This is a genomic window from Rhodococcus sp. AQ5-07 (assembly GCF_009707305.1).
GTDB classification, from domain to species: Bacteria; Actinomycetota; Actinomycetes; order Mycobacteriales; family Mycobacteriaceae; genus Rhodococcus_F; species Rhodococcus_F erythropolis.
In genome coordinates, this window is record NZ_CP046099.1 from 5,020,505 (window position 1) to 5,038,631 (window position 18,127).

Sequence of the window (18,127 nt, forward strand, 5' to 3'; positions counted from 1 at the left end):
CGGAGGCCCTTCAGGTCGTTCAGGGCTCATTGGTTGTCGGTCAGATGGTCGGAGCGTCGCCGAGCAAGCGGTACTCGAGCCACAACTCCGCACGTTCCGTGGGGGAGCCGAGGTCCAGTTGGAGAAGGCTCTCGATCCGAGCGAGTCTGCTGCGCAACGTATGCCGATGAATATTCAGCGCTGTGGCTGCGGCGTCGCCCACCCCGTTGTGTGCCAACCACATGGCCAAGGTTCGGTAGAGATCGCTACCGCCCTTCGCTTCCAGAAGTGGGCGCAAGTGTGCCGCCGCGAATGCCGTCGAGCGATCCTGGTCGAGAAATGCGGACAATCCGCTCTCCGAGAGTTCGGCGAACCGCATCGAAGGCAGGTTGCGGGCGCCGGCCTCGGCTGCTGCCTGCGCGGCTTGGCGTCTGGCGCGCGAGAGATCGTCCCACCACAGCATGTCCGACACGCCGACGGTTACGTCGATTTCGTTGACACGGGCGAGGATTCGCCCGCTGTCGGTAGCCGAGACGACGGCGATCAACGCTCCGTCGGTGATGCCGAACGCCAGATCGCGGCTGAGGCCGTCGAGCAGTGAGACGGACACGCTCTCGAGCAGGCCACTCGGGCCCGCTACGTGGAAGACCTGGAAAGGTTCGACCGGAAATCCTCCCCACAGTTCCCCGGAGATGTTGCGGGCGAGCGCATTCTGTCCTTCGAACAGCTGATGCATCGCCACGGTACGCAAGTGGTTCATCGTCAACTGCGCATCTCGGGTTCGAGCCGTCATCAACGTGAGCAGAGACGCGGCGGCGATGACGATGCCCTGATTCAAAGAGCCGACGGCGCCGGGGCAGCCGGCGACGAGGTACCCCATCAGCTTTCCCCTCGACGTCATCAAAGGATGGGAGATGACGTCCTCGTTCTCGCTCGTGAGGAAACTGACTTCCATCGGGCGGGCGTCGCGCTCGGGGGCCGTTCGCTCGATTCCTGCGGCAGCAGCGGTGTGTGAGATCTCGACGGTATGGCCGGCCGAGTCCAGCAGGGCCGCCCATCCGCCGATCAATTCCGCCACCCGTCGTACGACTGCCCGGGTGCCGTTGACCGTCACTGCAGCTTGAAGTAGTCGCCGAAGGCTCTGGTAGTTGCTGCGCAGCGCTTTCATGTCGTCGTCGGATTGCGCTTTCGACACCGCTTTGGTCAGGGCGATGAAAGGTGTTCGCAATGGGACGTCGAGTAGGGGCACACTGAAACGGGTGGCCGCATCCACCAGAGTCTGCGGCGCCTCCTCGTATCCGAGGCCGGTTCCGAAACCGATTCCGGCAATTCCGGCCGCCACCAGGGTCCGTACGAATCGGGTCGTTTCCGCGGCCGTCGTCGGTAGTGACACCCCGGTGATGAGTAGTAGTTCGCCGCCGTCGAGGAAGGGCGTCGGGTCGGGAAGTTCGGAGACATGTGCCCAGGTCAGGGTGCGATCGAGCTGGTCGTGCCCCGCCAGGACGCGAAGGCCGAACTGTTCGGTCGCACAAAGCTGGCGGAGCGTGATGGGCATGGGTCCAGTCTGACACCTCGGACTCGCCACTTTGTAGTGCCTGCGGTCACGTTTGTACAAAGTGGAGCCTGACGCGAGCTTGCCGAAGGTCCGACACTGGCGCTATCGAAAATGCGCTCCAGAAGAGCGTCACCGAGATCCACGTCCCGAACAGCCCACAAGGAGTACTGATGTCCAGTACAGACCAGCCGGCACTTCAGCACACGCTGAAGAAGCGGCATCTGTCGATGATTGCGATCGCGGGCGTCATCGGCGCCGGACTGTTCGTCGGCTCCGGTGTGGCGATCCAGGAGACGGGACCGGGTGTCCTGGTTTCCTACGCGTTGGCCGGCGTAGTCGTCATCCTCGTGATGCGCATGCTCGGCGAGATGTCGGCAGCGTCGCCGGAAACCGGCTCGTTCTCGTCGTACGCCGACAAGGCCATCGGCCGCTGGGCGGGCTTCTCGATCGGCTGGCTGTACGCGTGGTTTTGGATCATCGTGCTCGGCATCGAGGCCACCGCCGGTGCCCTCATCATGAATCGTTGGGTTCCCGGCGTTCCCCAGTGGACCTGGGCTCTGATTCTGATGATCGTGCTGACGCTGACCAACATCATCTCGGTCAAGTCGTTCGGCGAGTTCGAGTTCTGGTTCGCTTCCATCAAGGTCGTCGCCATCATCGCGTTCCTCGGCATGGGCATCGTGGCGATCTGCGGATGGATGCCCGGCGTCGAAGCACCGGGAATGACCAACCTGACCGGTCACGGCGGTTTCCTGCCGAACGGAACAGGAGCCATGCTCGCCGCAGTCCTTGTGGTCGTGTTCTCGTTCTTCGGCGCCGAAATCGCCACCATCGCCGCCGGTGAATCGGCCAACCCGCTCGAAGCTGTTCGCGCTGCCGTCAAGTCCGTCGTCTGGCGAATTCTCATCTTCTACATCGGCTCGATCGCGGTGGTCGTCACTCTGCTTCCCTGGGACAGCGCATCGGTCGCGCTCAGCCCGTACGTCGCCGTCATGGACTCCTACGGCATTCCGGCCGCGGGCAACATCATGGACGTCGTCGTCCTCACGTCGGTTCTGTCCTGCCTCAACTCCGGTCTCTACACCGCGAGCCGCATGATCTTCTCTCTCGCCGGCCGCGGCGACGCCCCCAAGTCGCTCTCACGTATCGAGAAGACCGGCGTCCCGATGCGCGCTGTCCTGGTCTCGACGATCGTCGGCTTCCTGACCGTCGGCATGAACTACCTCTCCCCGGACAAGGTCTTCCTGTTCCTGGTCAACTCCTCCGGAGCGATCGCGCTGTTCGTCTGGCTCGTCATCTCGGTGTCTCAGCTGCGCACCCGCCGCAAGCTCGAAGCTTCGGGCCAGGAGCTGGAACTCAAGATGTGGTTCTTCCCGTACCTGACCTACGCGACGATCGCCGCCATCATCGCGCTCTGCATCGGCATGCTCACCCTGGACTCGACGCGCAGTCAGATGATCGTGTCCCTGGGGCTCGCAGCGATCCTCGTGGGCATCGGGCTCTACCGATACCGGAACCACAAAGAGACCGAGGACGCCGAAGGCGCCGACGCCGAGGTTGTACCCGTGTCCGAGAGCGCTCCCACACCCTGACACTAACGTCCCCATCTGCGAGATACTTAGATGTCCTAGTATCGGCCACGGACAGAGAAATCGACGTGAGCACAGCAGATGGGGACAATCATGACCACACCCGAACCGATCGTCATCGTCGACGGGGCCAGGACCCCCGTCGGTAGCTTCGGCGGCGTCTTCAAGGACGTACCCGCACACGAGCTGGGTGCCGCAGCAGCCAAGGCTGCGCTGAGCCGCGCCGGCGTTGCACCCGAAGACATCGACGAGGTCGTCATGGGCTGCATCGGCCAGGTCGGCCCAGACGCCTACAACGCACGCCGCGTGGGTATCGCCGCCGGACTGCCCGAGAACGTTCCCGCCTACACCGTCAACCGCCTCTGTGGCAGCGGCCTGCAGGCCGTGTGGTCGGCGGCGATGCAGATGCGCTGGGGCGCAGCTGCCATCACCCTCGCCGGCGGCGACGAGAGCATGTCACGCATGCCGTTCTACGACTTCGCCGCCCGCTCGGGCTACAAGCTCGGCGATCGCAGCCTCGTCGACGGCACCGTCGCCATGCTCACCGACCCGTTCAGCAAGGCTCATATGGGCCGCACCGCCGAAGCCGTCGCCCGCAAGTACGGCGTCAGCCGCGAGCAGCAGGACGAGTTCGCCGTGGAATCTCAGCGCCGCGCTGCTACCGACGCAGCCAAGGCAGCATTCGCCGAGGAGATCACTCCCGTCGAGACCGGTGGTCGGCGCTCCGTCACCGTCACCGAAGACGAGCACCCCAAGCCCGGAACCACTGTCGAAACCCTCGCCAAGCTGCGCCCCGCATTCGAAGAGGGCGGATCCGTCACCGCCGGTAACGCGTCGGGCATCAACGACGGCGCCGGCGCCCTCGTCCTCGCTACAGGAACCGAGGCAGCCAAGCGCGGCCTCACCGGACTCGTCACGCTCGAAACCGTCACGACGGCAGCCATGGAGCCCGGCCTGATGGGCTACGCTCCCGTGCTCGCTCTCGAAAAGCTTTTTGCGCAAACAGGATTGAAGCCGTCCGACATCGGCACCGCCGAGGTCAACGAGGCCTTTGCTTCGCAGGCCATCGCCGTCATCCGTGACAGTGGCCTGGATCCGGAGAAGACCAACCCGTACGGCGGAGCAATCGCCCTCGGACACCCGGTCGGCGCCACCGGAGCCATCCTGACCCTGCGCGCCGCCCGCGACATGGTCCGTCGCGACCTCGAATTCGGCATCGTCACCATGTGCATCGGCGGCGGTCAGGCACTCGCTGCCCTGCTGAAGCGGGTCTGATCATGGCGACCAAGCGCAAGCCGTCGTGGCATGACGACGAGATCACCGCAGTAGCCGAACTGGCCCGTGGTTTCTTCGATCGTGAACTGATCGCCAAGCGTGAGCAGTGGGACGCTCAGCATCGCGTCGACCGGTCCGTGTGGCTCGAAGCCGGCAAGCTCGGCCTGCTGTGCTGCTCGATTCCCGAGGAATACGGCGGGGGCGGTGGAACTTTCGCGCACGATCTTGCAGTCTTCGAGGCGCAGGGCTACTGCGGGGACTATGCACTCGGGAACTCCGTACACAGTGGCATCGTCGCCCACTACGTGCTCGAGTACGGAAGCGAAGAGCAGAAGAAGGCCTGGCTGCCAGGCATGGCGACGGGCGAGATCCTCGGCGCCATCGGAATGACCGAGCCGGGAACAGGTTCCGACCTCAAGGCCATCACCACGTCCGCGATCCGCGACGGTGACCACTACGTCGTGAACGGGTCGAAGACCTTCATCACCAACGGTGGCAGCGCAGACATGATCGTGCTCGCCGTCAAGACCGATCCCAAGGCGGGCGCCAAGGGTGTCTCGCTCCTGATCGTGGATCTGCGTGACTGCGAAGGCTTTGCGGTCGGCCGCGTCCTCGACAAAGTCGGTCAGCACGGCGCCGATACGTCGGAGCTGTCCTTCACCGATGTTCGCGTTCCCGTCTCGAACCTCCTCGGCGAGTCCGAGGGGCTCGGTTTCGGTCAGTTGATGGCGCAGCTGGTGCAGGAGCGTCTCATCATCGGCGCGCAGGCCATCGGCACCATCGAGCGTGCCGTCGAGGAGACCGTCGCGTACACCAAGGCGCGTCAAGCGTTCGGGCACAGCCTCTTCGAGTTCCAGAACACCGCCTTCGAGCTGGCCGAGTGCCAGACGATCGCACGCACCTGCCGTGTCTTCCTCGACAACTGCATCGAGGATCACCTCAATGGCGAGCTGGACGGCGCAGACGCCGCGATGGTCAAGTACTGGCTCACCGAACAGCAGTGCGCCGTCGTCGACCGGTGCGTGCAGCTCTACGGCGGATACGGCTACATGCGTGAATACCCGATCGCGCGCATGTACGAGGACTCCCGCGTCCAGAAGATCTACGCCGGCGCCAACGAAGTGATGAAGGGCATCATCGCGAAGAGTCTTTGATCACCGGCGTCGAAAACCATTGACACCGACCAGGCACCCACCGAGCATTTCGGTGGGTGCCTTTGTGTGTGCCTACAAGCGGTATCGAGCTGTTCGGAAGGCAATCACTGATGAGCTTCACCATCGACGTCGGATCGGCGCGCGTCACTCAACTGACGGAGCTGGCGCACTGGCCGTTCCCGCCGCGAGAGCTTTTTCCGCACGCGGGTGATGCGGAGATCGAGGACGCGTCGGCGCGGCTGACACCGGAGTTCTTCGACGCGGGTAGCGGTGACCTCGTACTTGCCATCCACACCTACCTGGTGGAAATCGGGAGCAAGGTCATCGTCGTCGACACCGGCAACGGGAACAGCAAGCACCGGCCGAACCTCCTGCCGCACCACATGTTCGGTACCGACTACCTCTCGCGCTTCGCCGACACCGGCGTCGACGTGGGCGACGTCGATCTGGTGGTCAGCACACATCTGCACCCCGATCATTGTGGTTGGAACACCAACCTCGAGGCCGAAACCTGGCGGCCCACCTTTCCCCGCGCGACCTACATTTTCGACCGCACCGAACTGGCCGCGCTCGAACAACTCGCCGCCGACGGTCCACACGAAGGAGTGGTCTCGGATCTGGCGCAGACCTTCGAGGACAGCGTCCGTCCCGTTCTGGACGGGGCGAAGTGGGAGGCGGTCGACGACGGCCACGTCCTGGCCGAGTCCGAAGGCACACGCGTCGTCGTGCGCAGCGCGCCCGGCCACACGCCGGGCCACGTCGTGATCGAGATCCGCACCGCCGACGGCGGCGCCGTCATCGCCGGCGACGTGATCCACCATCCGATCCAACTTCTGTACCCGGACCTCAGCCAGGGCGGCGACGCGGATCCCGAGATCGCCAGGGTCACCCGCCGCGAACTTCTCGAACGCTGCGCGTCGGAGGGACTGCTTCTACTTCCCGCACACTTCCCCGTCGACGAACCGATCACGGTTCGGTTAAACGAGGACGATCGCCCGATGGCACCTTCGATATATGTTGCGAGGCCTGCATAGAATAGGCCAATGCCTGCGACCGAATCGACGCCATCGCTCTCCGGCAGGCCGCTTTCGAGTCGGATCGGATACGGCTTGGTCAAAGCCGCACTCCGCGTGAGGCAGTCGTACGCGGAGGCTTTGTCTCGCGTCGGACTGCTGCCCAATCATCACGCCATTCTCAGCACACTCGATGAACTCGGCCCATGCCATCAAAAGGAGCTTGCTTCCCGAGTGGTGGTCGACCCCGGTGACATCGTTGCCTATCTCGACAGTCTGCAGGAGTCGGGATACGTTGTGCGCGAACGCGATCAATCTGATCGGCGTAGGCAGGTCGTATCGATCACGGACTCCGGAGTAGCGAAGTTGATCGAGGGCGATGCGGCCCTCGACGCCGTCGAGCAAGAGGTCTTCGAGTCGTTGACCGATCAGGAACGTGAGACATTGACGGTCGTATCCGCCAAGCTCACGGGGCCGACGGCGCGGCCGTCAGAGGCCTGATGATTCCGGGTACTCTTTTGCTCATCTCGGCTGGACGCTTGTGGCCCCAGTAACTCGGTTGGTTGTAAGTTCTTGCCACCCAACTCAGATCGTCGACGGTGAGACCACCGAACCCGTACTCGATCTGCAGACCGGACGGGCTGCCGATGTAGATCGACGTCATCAGGTCATTGGTGTGGCGCCCCAGCGTTTGCATGACCTCGGTGTCGTGGCTGTCGAGAAGATCGATCAGGCGTCCGAGATCGTCCATGCATTCGACTTCGAGCATGAGGTGGTTGAAGCCGACGTGGCCGGGATATTCGGCCAGCGCAAGTGAATGATGACGCCCGTTGACGTGATAGAAGCGCACGGTGAATTGGTCGTTGGTGATCCGGTCCGAGAGTCGGAAACCCAGCACATCCACGTAAAACTTGTTGGCTTCCTCGATATTCGGCACCTGTAAAACGATGTGGCCCAGGCCTTGATCTCCGGTCACGAATCCACCGCGCATGACACGACCCGGTGTGAACGACAGTGGCGTCGATGCCTTTCCCCACGAGATTTCGTGTCGAGTTCCCCATGGGTCGGTGAACCACACGAGTTCGGCGACTTGCCGCTCGGCGAGCAGGTCGGGATTGCCGTCGTGCAGCGTGATGCCGCTCCGGTCGAGGTGTGCGGCAAACGAGTGAAGATCGGATTCATTGGCCATTGCCCAGCCGGCGTAAAGGAATTCGTCTACCTTGCCGGGGTGGACGGCAATTCGATAGTTGACGTCGTCTACTGCGAGCCGGATTGCGCCATCCGGTCCGTCTGGTGACAGTTTCGCGCCCAGAAGTCCCGTTCCGTACTTTCTCCAGTCCTCAGCCCTGGGTGACGCGACTCCGATATACGACAGTTCCTGAATCACGATGATCTCCCTCGAATGCACTTGATGGTCACTGTTCCCAAAATATAAGCAGTGTTACCAATGATTGGCAAGACAATCGTTGGTATTGCCAAGTAATTCATGAGTAGTAGCCGCCAGGGATGCTGAAATCAGGAAACAAGGGCCATAGTCCCTGGTGACGCATCCAACCCTCGGCGTCCGAACAGGTCCGATACCCTGGTTCATCGTGACCGCTGCAAATTCAGAGACCGCCCGTGCCCAGTACGACCTGATCGTCGTCGGTTCGGGATTCTTCGGGCTGACCATCGCCGAGCGTGCCGCTACCCAGCTGGGTAAGCGCGTGCTGGTGTTGGACCGCCGTCACCACCTGGGGGGGAACGCATACTCGGAGGCAGAGCCGGAGACCGGCATCGAGGTCCACAAGTACGGTGCCCACCTGTTCCACACCTCCAACAAGAAGGTCTGGGACTACGTCACCCAGTTCACGGAGTTCACGAACTACCAGCACCGCGTCTTCGCGCTGCACAAGGGACAGGCGTACCAGTTCCCGATGGGCCTCGGCCTCGTGTCGCAGTTCTTCGGTCGGTACTTCACTCCCGAAGAGGCACGGGCCCTCATCGCCGAGCAGTCCAGCGAGATCGATTCGAAGGATGCCTCCAACCTCGAAGAGAAGGCGATCTCCCTGATCGGACGCCCGCTCTACGAAGCATTTGTGCGTGACTACACGGCAAAGCAGTGGCAGACCGACCCCACCGAGCTGCCCGCGGCGAACATCAGCCGCCTGCCGGTCCGCTACAACTTCGACAACCGCTACTTCAACGACACGTACGAGGGCCTGCCCGTCGACGGCTACACGGCGTGGCTCGAGAACATGGCAAAGGATCCGAAGATCGAGGTCCGCCTCGACACCGATTACTTCGACGTCCGCGACGAACTGCGCACCGCCAGCCCCGAGGCACCCGTCATCTACACGGGCCCGCTCGACCGCTACTTCGACTACTCCGAAGGTTCGCTCGGATGGCGCACCCTCGACTTCGAGACCGAGGTTCTGCCCACCGGAGACTTCCAGGGCACCCCCGTCATGAACTACAACGACGCGGACGTCCCGTTCACCCGCATCCACGAGTTCCGTCACTTCCACCCGGAGCGCGAGTACCCGACCGACAAGACCGTCATCATGCGTGAGTTCTCACGTGCTGCGGAGGCGAAGGACGAGCCGTACTACCCGATCAACACTCCCGAGGATCGCGAGAAGCTCTCCGCGTACCGCTCACGCGCCAAGAAGGAGACCGCGGAGAACAAGGTCCTCTTCGGTGGGCGTCTCGGCACCTACCAGTACCTGGACATGCACATGGCGATCGCCAGCGCACTGACGATGTTCGAGAACACCCTGCGCCCGCATCTCGAAACGGGTGCGGAATTGGCAGGGGAGAGCGAATGAACGCACGTCATCTACTCGAAGGCGAAGAAGCCGTCAGCGGCGACGAGGTGACCTACCTCGGCAAGTCCCTGCTCCAGCGGATCATCCTGCCCCGTGCCGGTGAGCCGCTCGACGTCCGCACGTTGTACTTGGAAGAGTCCTGGTCCAACAGTCGACGGGCGCACTCGACCTCGCGCACGTCGGTAGCGCTCGGCGCCGAGACCGAGGTCTCGTTCGCGACCTACTTCAACGCGTTCCCCGCCAGCTACTGGCGGCGCTGGTCCATCCTGAAATCGGTGGTCCTTCGACTCGAACTGTCCGGACACGGCCGCGTGGATGTCTACCGTTCCAAGGCGGACTCCTCGCGAATTCACGTGGAAGGTAAGGAATTTGCCGACGGCGATGCCGCGGTCGAGTTCGAGGTGGAACTGGCGCCGTTCGAGGACGGTGGCTGGATCTGGTTCGACATCACCACTGATACGGCCGTCGTCGTCGAGAGTGGTGGCTGGTACGCGCCCGTCGAGGCTCCCGGCGAAGCGACTGTTGCCGTTGGTATTCCGACGTTCAACCGTCCGACCGACGCGGTCAAGGCTCTCGCTGCACTTGCTTCCGATCCCCTGGTGTCGGACGTGATCAAGGCCGTCATCATGCCGGATCAGGGCACGCGCAAGGTGCGCGACGAACCCGGATTTGCCGAAGCTGCTGCAGCGCTCGGTGATCGGCTCGCCATTCACGATCAGGGCAACCTCGGTGGTTCGGGCGGATACAGCCGAATCATGTACGAGGCGCTCAAGACGACGCAGTGCCAGCACATCCTGTTCATGGACGACGACATCGAGATCGAACCCGACTCGATTCTGCGTGCGCTTTCGTTCTCACGTTTCGCGAAGTCGCCGATGCTGGTGGGTGGGCAGATGCTCAACCTGCAGGAACGAAGCCACCTCCACGTGATGGGTGAAGTGGTCAACCGCGGCATCTTCATGTGGACCGCGGCACCGAACGTCGAATACGACCACGACTTCTCGAAGAAGCCGCTGCGCGAGTCGAAACTCCTGCACCGCCGCATCGACGTCGACTTCAACGGCTGGTGGATGTGCATGATCCCGCGCCAGGTCGCCGAAGAAATCAAGCAGCCGCTACCGCTCTTCATCAAGTGGGACGACTGCGAATACGGTTTGCGCGCAAAGAAAGCCGGATACCCGACCGTCACGCTTCCGGGTGCCGCGATCTGGCACATGGCGTGGAGCGACAAGGACGACGCCATCGACTGGCAGGCGTACTTCCACCTCCGTAACCGCTTGGTGGTGGCAGCGCTCCACATGCCGGGCAACGGCCGTGGCCTCGTGGTCAACACGGTGAAGGCAACGCTCAAGCACCTGCTGTGCCTCGAGTACTCCACCGTCGCGATCCAGAACAAGGCAATCGCAGACTTCCTTGCCGGACCCGAGCACGTCGCGAACATGCTGCCGACAGCACTCGGTGAGGTCCACGCCCAGCGCAAGGAATTCTCCGATGCCGTCGTACTGCCTTCGTCGACTGCGCTTCCGCTGCCCTCGGGTGCCGATGTCGGGGACGTGAGCCTGCCGTTGTCGACCGTCGCGAAGATCACCCGGGTCCTCAAGGCCGGAGTGCACAACGTGAAGCCGGCCAAGCCGGAACACCTCGAGCGCCCTCAGCTCAACGTGCCGACCATCGACGCCCGTTGGTTCCTGCTCTCACAGGTCGACGGCGTCACGGTCACCACCGCTGACGGTCGCGGCGTCGTCTACCGCAAGCGAAACCCCAAGCTTGCACTCGAACTGCTCAAGGAAGCCACACGGTTGCGCCGCGAACTCGCCGCGCGTTTCCCCGAGCTCAAGAAGCAGTACCAGGACGCCGTTCCTTCACTGACCAGCACGGAAAGGTGGGAACGTGTCTTCGGCATCTCCTGAAGTACAGATTCTGGCCGGTATTCAATCGACCGTCGGGCAGCTGCCGGGAGCCGTCAAGGTCGCCCGCGGTATGTCTCACTTCGGTGAGCACTCCCTCGGGTGGATAGCGATCGCTGCCGTCGGAGCTGCCGTGGACAAGCCGCGTCGACGTGAATGGGCCGGAGCAGCCGTCGGAGCATTCGGTGCACACGCCGCCTCCGTGGTGATCAAACGAGTCGTCAGGCGCAAGCGACCTTCCGACCCTTCGGTGCAGGTCAACGTCTCGACACCGAGCAAGCTCAGCTTCCCGTCGTCACACGCGACGTCGACGACGGCGGCGGCTGTGCTGATCGGTCGACTCACCGGGCTACCCTTACCGGCGTTGCTGGTGCCCCCGATGATGCTCTCGCGTCTGGTCCTGGGAGTTCACTACCCGACCGACGTACTCGCCGGAGCGGCACTGGGAGCCGCATCCGCGGCGGTAGTTCGCCGGGTCGAAGAAGCCAGAGCCGAACAGAAATGTGGAGATAAATGAGCGAGGAACCGGCTACGGTCAGCGGACCCCCGAAGTCCCTGCCCGCCGGCATCGTCAAGGCGCTTCGCCCACGTCAGTGGGTCAAGAACGTCCTTGTGCTGGCAGCGCCCATCGCGGCCGGAACCGCCACCGAAGCCGACGTGCTCCTGCCCGTCGCGCTGGCGTTCGTCGTGTTCTGCATGGCGGCATCGGGCATCTACCTCGTCAACGACGCGATGGACGTCGAAGCCGACCGTGCTCACCCCACGAAGCGATTCCGTCCCATCGCGGCCGGAGTTCTACCTGTCAACATCGCCTACGGCATGGCAGTCGTGCTGCTTGCCGGTGCGATCGGGCTGTCCTTCCTGGCCAACTGGCAACTCGCCGTGGTCATGGGCGTGTACATCGTCATCCAGCTCGCCTACTGCTTCGGCCTCAAGCATCAGGCCGTCATCGACATCTGCATCGTCTCGTCCGGCTTCCTGCTTCGAGCGATCGCCGGTGGCGTTGCCGCCGAGATCGATCTCTCGCAGTGGTTCCTGCTGATGATGGCGTTCGGTTCACTCTTCATGGCGGCAGGCAAGCGCTACGCCGAACTGCAGTTGGCCGAGAAGACCGGCGCGAAGATCCGTAAGTCCCTCGAGAGCTACACGATGACGTACCTGCGTTTCGTGTGGACGATGGCAGCGACGACGCTGGTCCTCTGCTACGGACTGTGGGCGTTCCAACAGGACGCCATCAAGGGCACTAACTGGTATGCCATCTCGATGGTGCCTTTCACCATCGCGGTGCTGCGATACGCGGTGGACGTCGACGGCGGCGAAGCCGGAGAGCCTGAGGAGATCGCGCTCGGTGACCGGGTGCTGCAACTCCTCGCGATTGCGTGGATCGGAGTAGTGGGTGTCGCTGTCTACCTCGTCTGAGCCACGCACCGAGGCCGACCCGCACGTCGACACTGCGGCGAACCGCACCACCCTCAGTCGAGGAGTTTTTCTCGGCGGGGTGGTGCTTGCTGCTGCCCTCATGTTCTGGGGGGCGTGGGAGCGTCGCTGGATCGCCGACGACGGACTCATCGTCTTGCGAACCGTCCGCAACCTGCTCGCGGGGAACGGCCCGGTCTTCAATGCGGGTGAGCGTGTCGAGGCGAACACGAGTACCGCGTGGACGTACATCGTCTACGCGTTCAGCTGGCTCACGCAGATCCGCCTCGAATACGTCGTTCTGACGATCGCGCTCGTGCTATCGACTGCTGCCGTCGTGCTGGCGATGCTCGGCACCGGTCGTCTGTACCGCGGCGTTCGGCCGTCGGCGGGCGGAACGATCCTGCTGGTACCGGCAGGTGTTCTCGTCTACATCGCGGTTCCGCCTGCGCGAGATTTCGCCACTTCCGGGCTCGAGACTTGCTTGGTGATCTTCTGGATCGCGCTCCTGTGGCTACTGCTCGTTCGGTGGGCGCAGGCGTCGACGCCGTCCACGGCGTCGATCCTGACTCTCTCGTTCGTGGCAGGCCTCGGACCATTGGTTCGACCCGAGATGGCAATTCCCGGTGCTGCCGCGTTGATGATGATCGTTCTCTCCGCAGGTCTGACCTGGAAGATTCGTGCACTGATCGTGGTCGTCGCCGGACTTGTGCCGGTGGGCTATCAGATCTGGCGAATGGGCTATTACGCCCTGCCGTACCCGAACACCGCGGTGTCGAAGGACGCCGGTGGCGCGAAGTGGGCGCAGGGTTTTGCGTACCTGTGGAACCTCGTCGGGCCGTACTTGCTCTGGCTGCCGCTGCTGTTCCTGCTCATCGGCGCGCTGCTGCTCGTGTGGCGAAGCCGAGCGGACGCACCTGCTACCGCCACCGATCAACCCGCACGCTCGCTGTGGCAGCGCTTTCAGCAGTTTCTGCGCACGCCGCGGGCCGTCGTCACGTTCATCCTCGGCAGCGGGCTGATCCTCGGGATCTATTCGCTACGCGTCGGCGGCGACTTCATGCACGGCCGCGTCCTGTTGCCGGTGTTGTTCTGCCTGCTCATCCCGGTCGCGGTTATTCCGTTGCGGGTTCCGGCGCGGGCAGCGTTCGGAAGTAACCGCGACACCGCGATCTTCGGAGTCTCGGCGGTGCTGTGGATCGGCACGATCATCTGGGCCTTCTTCGCTGCAAACACGACGGGCATGCCGGAAGGCTCCGTGGTGGGTCGCTCGGGAATCGTCGACGAGCGTGCGTTCTATGCACTCAACACCGGTCACAAGCACCCGATTCTTGCCGAGGACTACCTCGACTATCCGCGAATGCGTGCCATGGTGGAGACCATCGCGCGGACTCCGGAGGGTGGGCTGCTGTTGCCGTCGGCGAGTTACGACTCCTGGTTCGTCGTCCCACCGCCAGGGCCGCTCGAGGAGCCTGCCGAGCACGTCGTCTTCTTCCTCAACCTCGGAATGACGAGCATGAACGTGGGCCTCGACGTTCGGGTGCTCGATCAGATGGGGCTGGCGTACCCCCTGGCAGCACACACCGAGCGCCTCGAAGACGGCCGGATCGGGCACGACAAGAATCTATATCCGGACTGGGTGGTCGCGGATACCGGAATGATCGACGTTCGCCCGTGGCTGCCGTTCTTCCTCGACGAGGACTGGGTTGCCGACGCGAAGCTGGCGATCACGTGCCCGGAAACGCAGGAGTTGCTCACGTCGTACCGCTCCGAGCTGACCTGGGCCAGATTCAAACAGAACTTCCAGCAGGCTTTCGACTTCGCGAAGTACCGATTCGACCGGGTTCCGGCCTACGAATTGGAACGCTGCGGGCTCGTTCCGCCGGAGCCGCCGAAGTGATGTGATCAGCATCACCGACGGTTGAAGGTTTGAATATTTCGATTCAGTAACACCGAATCGATTGGCCACGATGTACTCGAAGACGATTCACCTAACCTGAATCACTCCCTGCGGGTGATGACGGCGTCGCCCGCGGACTGAGACGTAACGGTCTGTCTATTTGTCACAGCTGAACCTGTGACATAAAGTCCAGCGAGCGCAGTGTGACTTGGAAGAGGTCCGCTGCCGACCCGAACTTGTTCGGGCTGGCAGAAAAGCCTGTTCCCCGACGGAATCCGCCGGAGCCACTCCACCGAGTGAGTGCCGCAGACGAAGAGAGAGAGCAGTATCCATGCGTTTTGCCAGAAAGAGGCTGACCCAGCGCCTCAAGCACCGAGCGTTGGCCATCGGTGCCGCAGCACTTGTGCTACCCCTTGCTGCAGGAGTTGCCGGTAGTGCTGTCGCCTCTGCTGCGCCCGCGCACACTGCTCCCAGCCACACCGCCCCCTCCGGCGGATACGACGAGCTGTGGGTGCCCTCCTCGATGGGCAACATCAAGGTCCAGGTCCAGTGGGCCGCACGCGGCGGAAACGCTGCCCTCTACCTCCTCGACGGCCTGCGTGCGCGCAACGACGCCAACGCGTGGAGCTTCGAGACCAACGCGATGGACCAGTACCGCAACGACAACATCACCCTCGTGATGCCCGTCGGCGGCGAGTCCAGCTTCTACAGCGACTGGTATGCACCGTCGAACTTCAACGGTCAGCAGATCACGTACAAGTGGGAAACGTTCCTCACGCAGGAACTCCCCAACTTCCTCGCGAACTACGGCGTCTCGCCGAACAACAACGCGGTTCTCGGTCTCTCGATGGGTGGCAGCGCTGCTCTGACGCTGGCTGCTTACCACCGCGACCAGTTCAAGTTCGCCGGCTCGCTGTCGGGCTACCTGAACATCTCGGCTCCCGGCATGCGCGAGGCAATCCGCGTCGCAATGCTCGATGCCGGTCGCTTCAACGTCGACTCCATGTGGGGACCGCCGTGGAGCCCGTCCTGGCTGCGCAACGACCCGTTCGTCTTCGCACCGCGTCTGCAGGGCCTGTCGATGTACATCTCGTCGGCAAGCGGCCTGCCCGGTGAATACGACCACCCGCGCGCACCGATCGATTACTACAACACGGCTAACGGCATGGGCCTCGAAGCACTCGCCCTGGTCAACACCCGTGCATTCCAGATCCGCATGAACTCGCTGGGTATCCCGGCCACCTACAGCTTCCCGTCCAACGGCACGCACTCGTGGCCGTACTGGTCGGCAGAGCTGTGGAAGGCTCGCGGCCAGATCCTCGACACCATGAACGCTTGGTGATCGTGCGCCATCCCGTGACCTAGTCACTTCACCAGTGCCGTTCCGGACTCCCTCCAAGGGAAACCGGGACGGCACTTGTGTATTCAGGCGCTGCACGATCGCCTGAGGTCAGTAACAATTGCACCACCAGTAACAGCGCGGCTACCCCAAGCGGGGATCGTTTGCGTGTAGAAATAGTTTCAACGGGGGTCTGGCTGCTCAGGCGGCTACACGATCGACGCGCGGACCGAACGTAAGGAAAGAGAGTGAGCTCATGCGAGTAGGCCTTGCCACGGAGGACCGTCGCCGGTCCCGGGCAACCTTCCGGACAAAGGTCGTCGGCGCACTGGCAGCGATGCTGGTACTGCCGATCGCCGCGGGCTTGACGACGGCCGGAACCGCGGCAGCCGCGCCGGCACCTGCTCAGGCCGCACCGGCCGTGACCCAGAACCCCACCGGCGCAGCGGTCACGAAGGTCGACTGGCTCAGTGAGCGTCGCGTCGCGCTGTGGGTGAACTCTCCCGCGATGGGCACCCCGATTCAGGTGCAGATCCTCTTGGCTCGCGATTGGAACGTCAATCCGTCGGCCAGCTTCCCCTCGGTCTGGATGCTCGACGGTCTTCGCGCGACCGACAACGAGAACGCCTGGACCTACGAAACCGACGCCGAGTCCTTCTACGCGGACAAGAACGTCAACGTCATTCTTCCCGTCGGCGGTCAGTCCAGCTTCTACTCCGACTGGCTCGAGCCCGACAACGGCAAGAACTACCAGTGGGAGACGTTCCTGACCAAGGAACTGCCCTCCATCCTCGAAAAGGACTGGCGCACCACGCAGACGCGCGGAGTAGTCGGACTGTCGATGGGCGGAACGTCCGCGATGTTCCTCACGGCGCGCAACCCCGGCTTCTTCAAGTTCGCGGCTTCGCTGTCCGGCATCCTCACCACCACCTCGCTCGGCATGCCTCAGGCAATCCAGTTCGCGATGACCGACGCCGGTGGATACAACTCCGCCGCGATGTGGGGACCGCCGTCCAACGCACAGTGGGCTGCACACGATCCGTATGCGCTCGCCGAGAAGCTCAAGGGCGTCAGCCTGTACGTCTCGAGTGGCAGCGGTACGACCGGCCCGTACGACCAGCCGTCGGGAATTCCCGGCGTCAGCACCAACTACGCAGGTATGGGCCTCGAGATCCTCGCTCGCCTGACCTCGCAGACCTTCGCGACCAAGCTCAACCAGCTCGGCATCCCCGCGCAGGTCAATTACCGCCCGTCCGGAACCCACTCGTGGCCGTACTGGCAGTTCGAGCTTCATCAGCTGTGGCCGCAGTTGGCCAACGCCATCGGCGTCGAGGTCGAGAAGCCGGCTTGCGGCACGTCGGGTGAGATCGGTGCGACGGCTGCAGTCAACGGTTGGATCGGCGACTGCATCACGCCCGAGTACAGCGTCGCGGGTGGCCTGGCACAGGACTTCCGCAACGGTCGCATCTACTTCACCAGTGGAACGGGCGCCCAGCCCGTCGCCGGTCGTATCGCCGGCGCGTACATGAACACCGGAGCAGCAGCCGGCCCGCTCGGCTTCCCGCGTACTCCGGAACTCGGTACCCCCGACGGACGCGGACGCTTCAACCACTTCCAGAACGGCTCCATCTACTGGACCCCGCAGACCGGCGCTCACCCCGTCAGCGGTGACATCCTCGCCGAGTGGTCCGCACAGGGATGGGAAGGTGGCCCGCTCGGCTACCCGACCGCCGACGAGATCGCGACGCCCGGCAAGCCGGGCAAGGTTCAGGGATTCGAGATCGGCGCGATGTACAGCAGCGCCAACGGAACTCACGCGGTTCTCGGAATGATCATGGGCAAGTACGGCGAACTCGGTTGGGAAAACGGCTGGCTCGGATTCCCGAAGTCGAACGAGGTTCCGATCAAGGACAACGGACGCTTCACCGAGTTCGAGGGCGGCAACATCTACTGGAGCCCCGGCACCGGTGCATGGTCCGTCGAGAACGGCCCGCTCTTCGACGGCTGGAAGAGCGTCGGATACGAAGGCGGCCGCCTCGGATTCCCGATCAGTGACAAATTCGACATTCCCGGTGGTGTCCAGCAGAACTTCCAGTTCGGCTACATCACGGTGATCGGTGACAAGACAGAAGTTCACTAACTCACAGTGGTGCACGACGGGCGGGCCCGATCACGGATCGGTGCCCGCCCGCG

The 18,127-nt window shown here is 63.3% G+C and carries 14 protein-coding genes; 12 read left to right on the forward strand and 2 right to left on the reverse strand.

What is annotated here, in order from left to right; all coding sequences use genetic code 11:
* Positions 1-40: 40 nt before the first annotated feature.
* On the reverse strand, positions 41-1,534 hold the full coding sequence (locus GJB56_RS23370; RefSeq protein ID WP_113683444.1) for a PucR family transcriptional regulator: 1,494 nt from the start codon (positions 1,532-1,534) through the stop codon (positions 41-43).
* A 170-nt stretch (positions 1,535-1,704) separates the two neighbouring features.
* Between GJB56_RS23370 and GJB56_RS23375 the strand changes: the two genes are divergently transcribed.
* The 5 genes from GJB56_RS23375 (at position 1,705) to GJB56_RS23395 (ending at position 7,066) form a co-directional block, all read left to right on the forward strand.
* Positions 1,705-3,126, forward strand: a complete 1,422-nt coding sequence (locus GJB56_RS23375; protein ID WP_019746401.1) for an amino acid permease — start codon at positions 1,705-1,707, stop codon at positions 3,124-3,126.
* Positions 3,127-3,216: 90 nt separating this feature from the next.
* Positions 3,217-4,398 (forward strand): thiolase family protein, encoded by a 1,182-nt coding sequence (locus tag GJB56_RS23380; RefSeq protein WP_007731825.1) that lies wholly within the window; start codon positions 3,217-3,219, stop codon positions 4,396-4,398.
* 2 nt (positions 4,399-4,400) lie between these two features.
* The gene (locus GJB56_RS23385; RefSeq protein WP_007731824.1) at positions 4,401-5,552 is read left to right on the forward strand and encodes an acyl-CoA dehydrogenase family protein; all 1,152 of its coding nucleotides are present in this window, start codon (positions 4,401-4,403) and stop codon (positions 5,550-5,552) included.
* A 110-nt stretch (positions 5,553-5,662) separates the two neighbouring features.
* A complete protein-coding gene (locus GJB56_RS23390; RefSeq protein WP_113683445.1) occupies positions 5,663-6,586 on the forward strand; it encodes an MBL fold metallo-hydrolase in 924 nt (307 codons plus the stop codon).
* A gap of 9 nt (positions 6,587-6,595) precedes the next feature.
* On the forward strand, positions 6,596-7,066 hold the full coding sequence (locus tag GJB56_RS23395) for a MarR family winged helix-turn-helix transcriptional regulator (RefSeq protein WP_021342452.1): 471 nt from the start codon (positions 6,596-6,598) through the stop codon (positions 7,064-7,066).
* Here GJB56_RS23395 and GJB56_RS23400 read toward each other — a convergent pair.
* Complete coding sequence (locus GJB56_RS23400; protein WP_113683446.1) at positions 7,032-7,952, reverse strand: VOC family protein; 921 nt, start codon at positions 7,950-7,952, stop codon at positions 7,032-7,034. The genes GJB56_RS23395 and GJB56_RS23400 overlap by 35 nt on opposite strands.
* A gap of 205 nt (positions 7,953-8,157) precedes the next feature.
* Between GJB56_RS23400 and glf the strand changes: the two genes are divergently transcribed.
* The 7 genes from glf to GJB56_RS23435 all read left to right on the forward strand — a co-directional run bounded on the left by glf (position 8,158) and on the right by GJB56_RS23435 (position 18,074).
* Entirely contained in the window at positions 8,158-9,372 is a 1,215-nt protein-coding gene (glf, locus tag GJB56_RS23405) for a UDP-galactopyranose mutase (protein ID WP_097388267.1), read from the forward strand.
* Positions 9,369-11,282, forward strand: coding sequence for a glycosyltransferase (locus GJB56_RS23410; protein ID WP_113683447.1), 1,914 nt, complete (start codon positions 9,369-9,371; stop codon positions 11,280-11,282). The genes glf and GJB56_RS23410 overlap by 4 nt, the downstream gene beginning before the upstream one ends.
* Positions 11,263-11,796: a phosphatase PAP2 family protein gene (locus tag GJB56_RS23415; protein WP_003943893.1), complete on the forward strand. Its 534-nt coding sequence runs from the start codon at positions 11,263-11,265 to the stop codon at positions 11,794-11,796. Before GJB56_RS23410 ends, GJB56_RS23415 begins: the two co-directional genes overlap by 20 nt.
* On the forward strand, positions 11,793-12,698 hold the full coding sequence (locus GJB56_RS23420) for a decaprenyl-phosphate phosphoribosyltransferase (protein ID WP_003943808.1): 906 nt from the start codon (positions 11,793-11,795) through the stop codon (positions 12,696-12,698). The genes GJB56_RS23415 and GJB56_RS23420 overlap by 4 nt, the downstream gene beginning before the upstream one ends.
* Positions 12,676-14,595 carry a flagellar motor control protein ZomB gene (gene zomB / locus GJB56_RS23425; protein ID WP_029254208.1) on the forward strand — a complete coding sequence of 640 codons (1,920 nt, stop codon included), beginning with the start codon at positions 12,676-12,678 and terminating at the stop codon, positions 14,593-14,595. The genes GJB56_RS23420 and zomB overlap by 23 nt, the downstream gene beginning before the upstream one ends.
* A gap of 331 nt (positions 14,596-14,926) precedes the next feature.
* Entirely contained in the window at positions 14,927-15,937 is a 1,011-nt protein-coding gene (locus tag GJB56_RS23430) for an alpha/beta hydrolase (RefSeq protein ID WP_020905770.1), read from the forward strand.
* A gap of 253 nt (positions 15,938-16,190) precedes the next feature.
* Complete coding sequence (locus GJB56_RS23435; RefSeq protein WP_113683448.1) at positions 16,191-18,074, forward strand: alpha/beta hydrolase-fold protein; 1,884 nt, start codon at positions 16,191-16,193, stop codon at positions 18,072-18,074.
* The last annotated feature ends 53 nt before the right edge of the window (positions 18,075-18,127 follow it).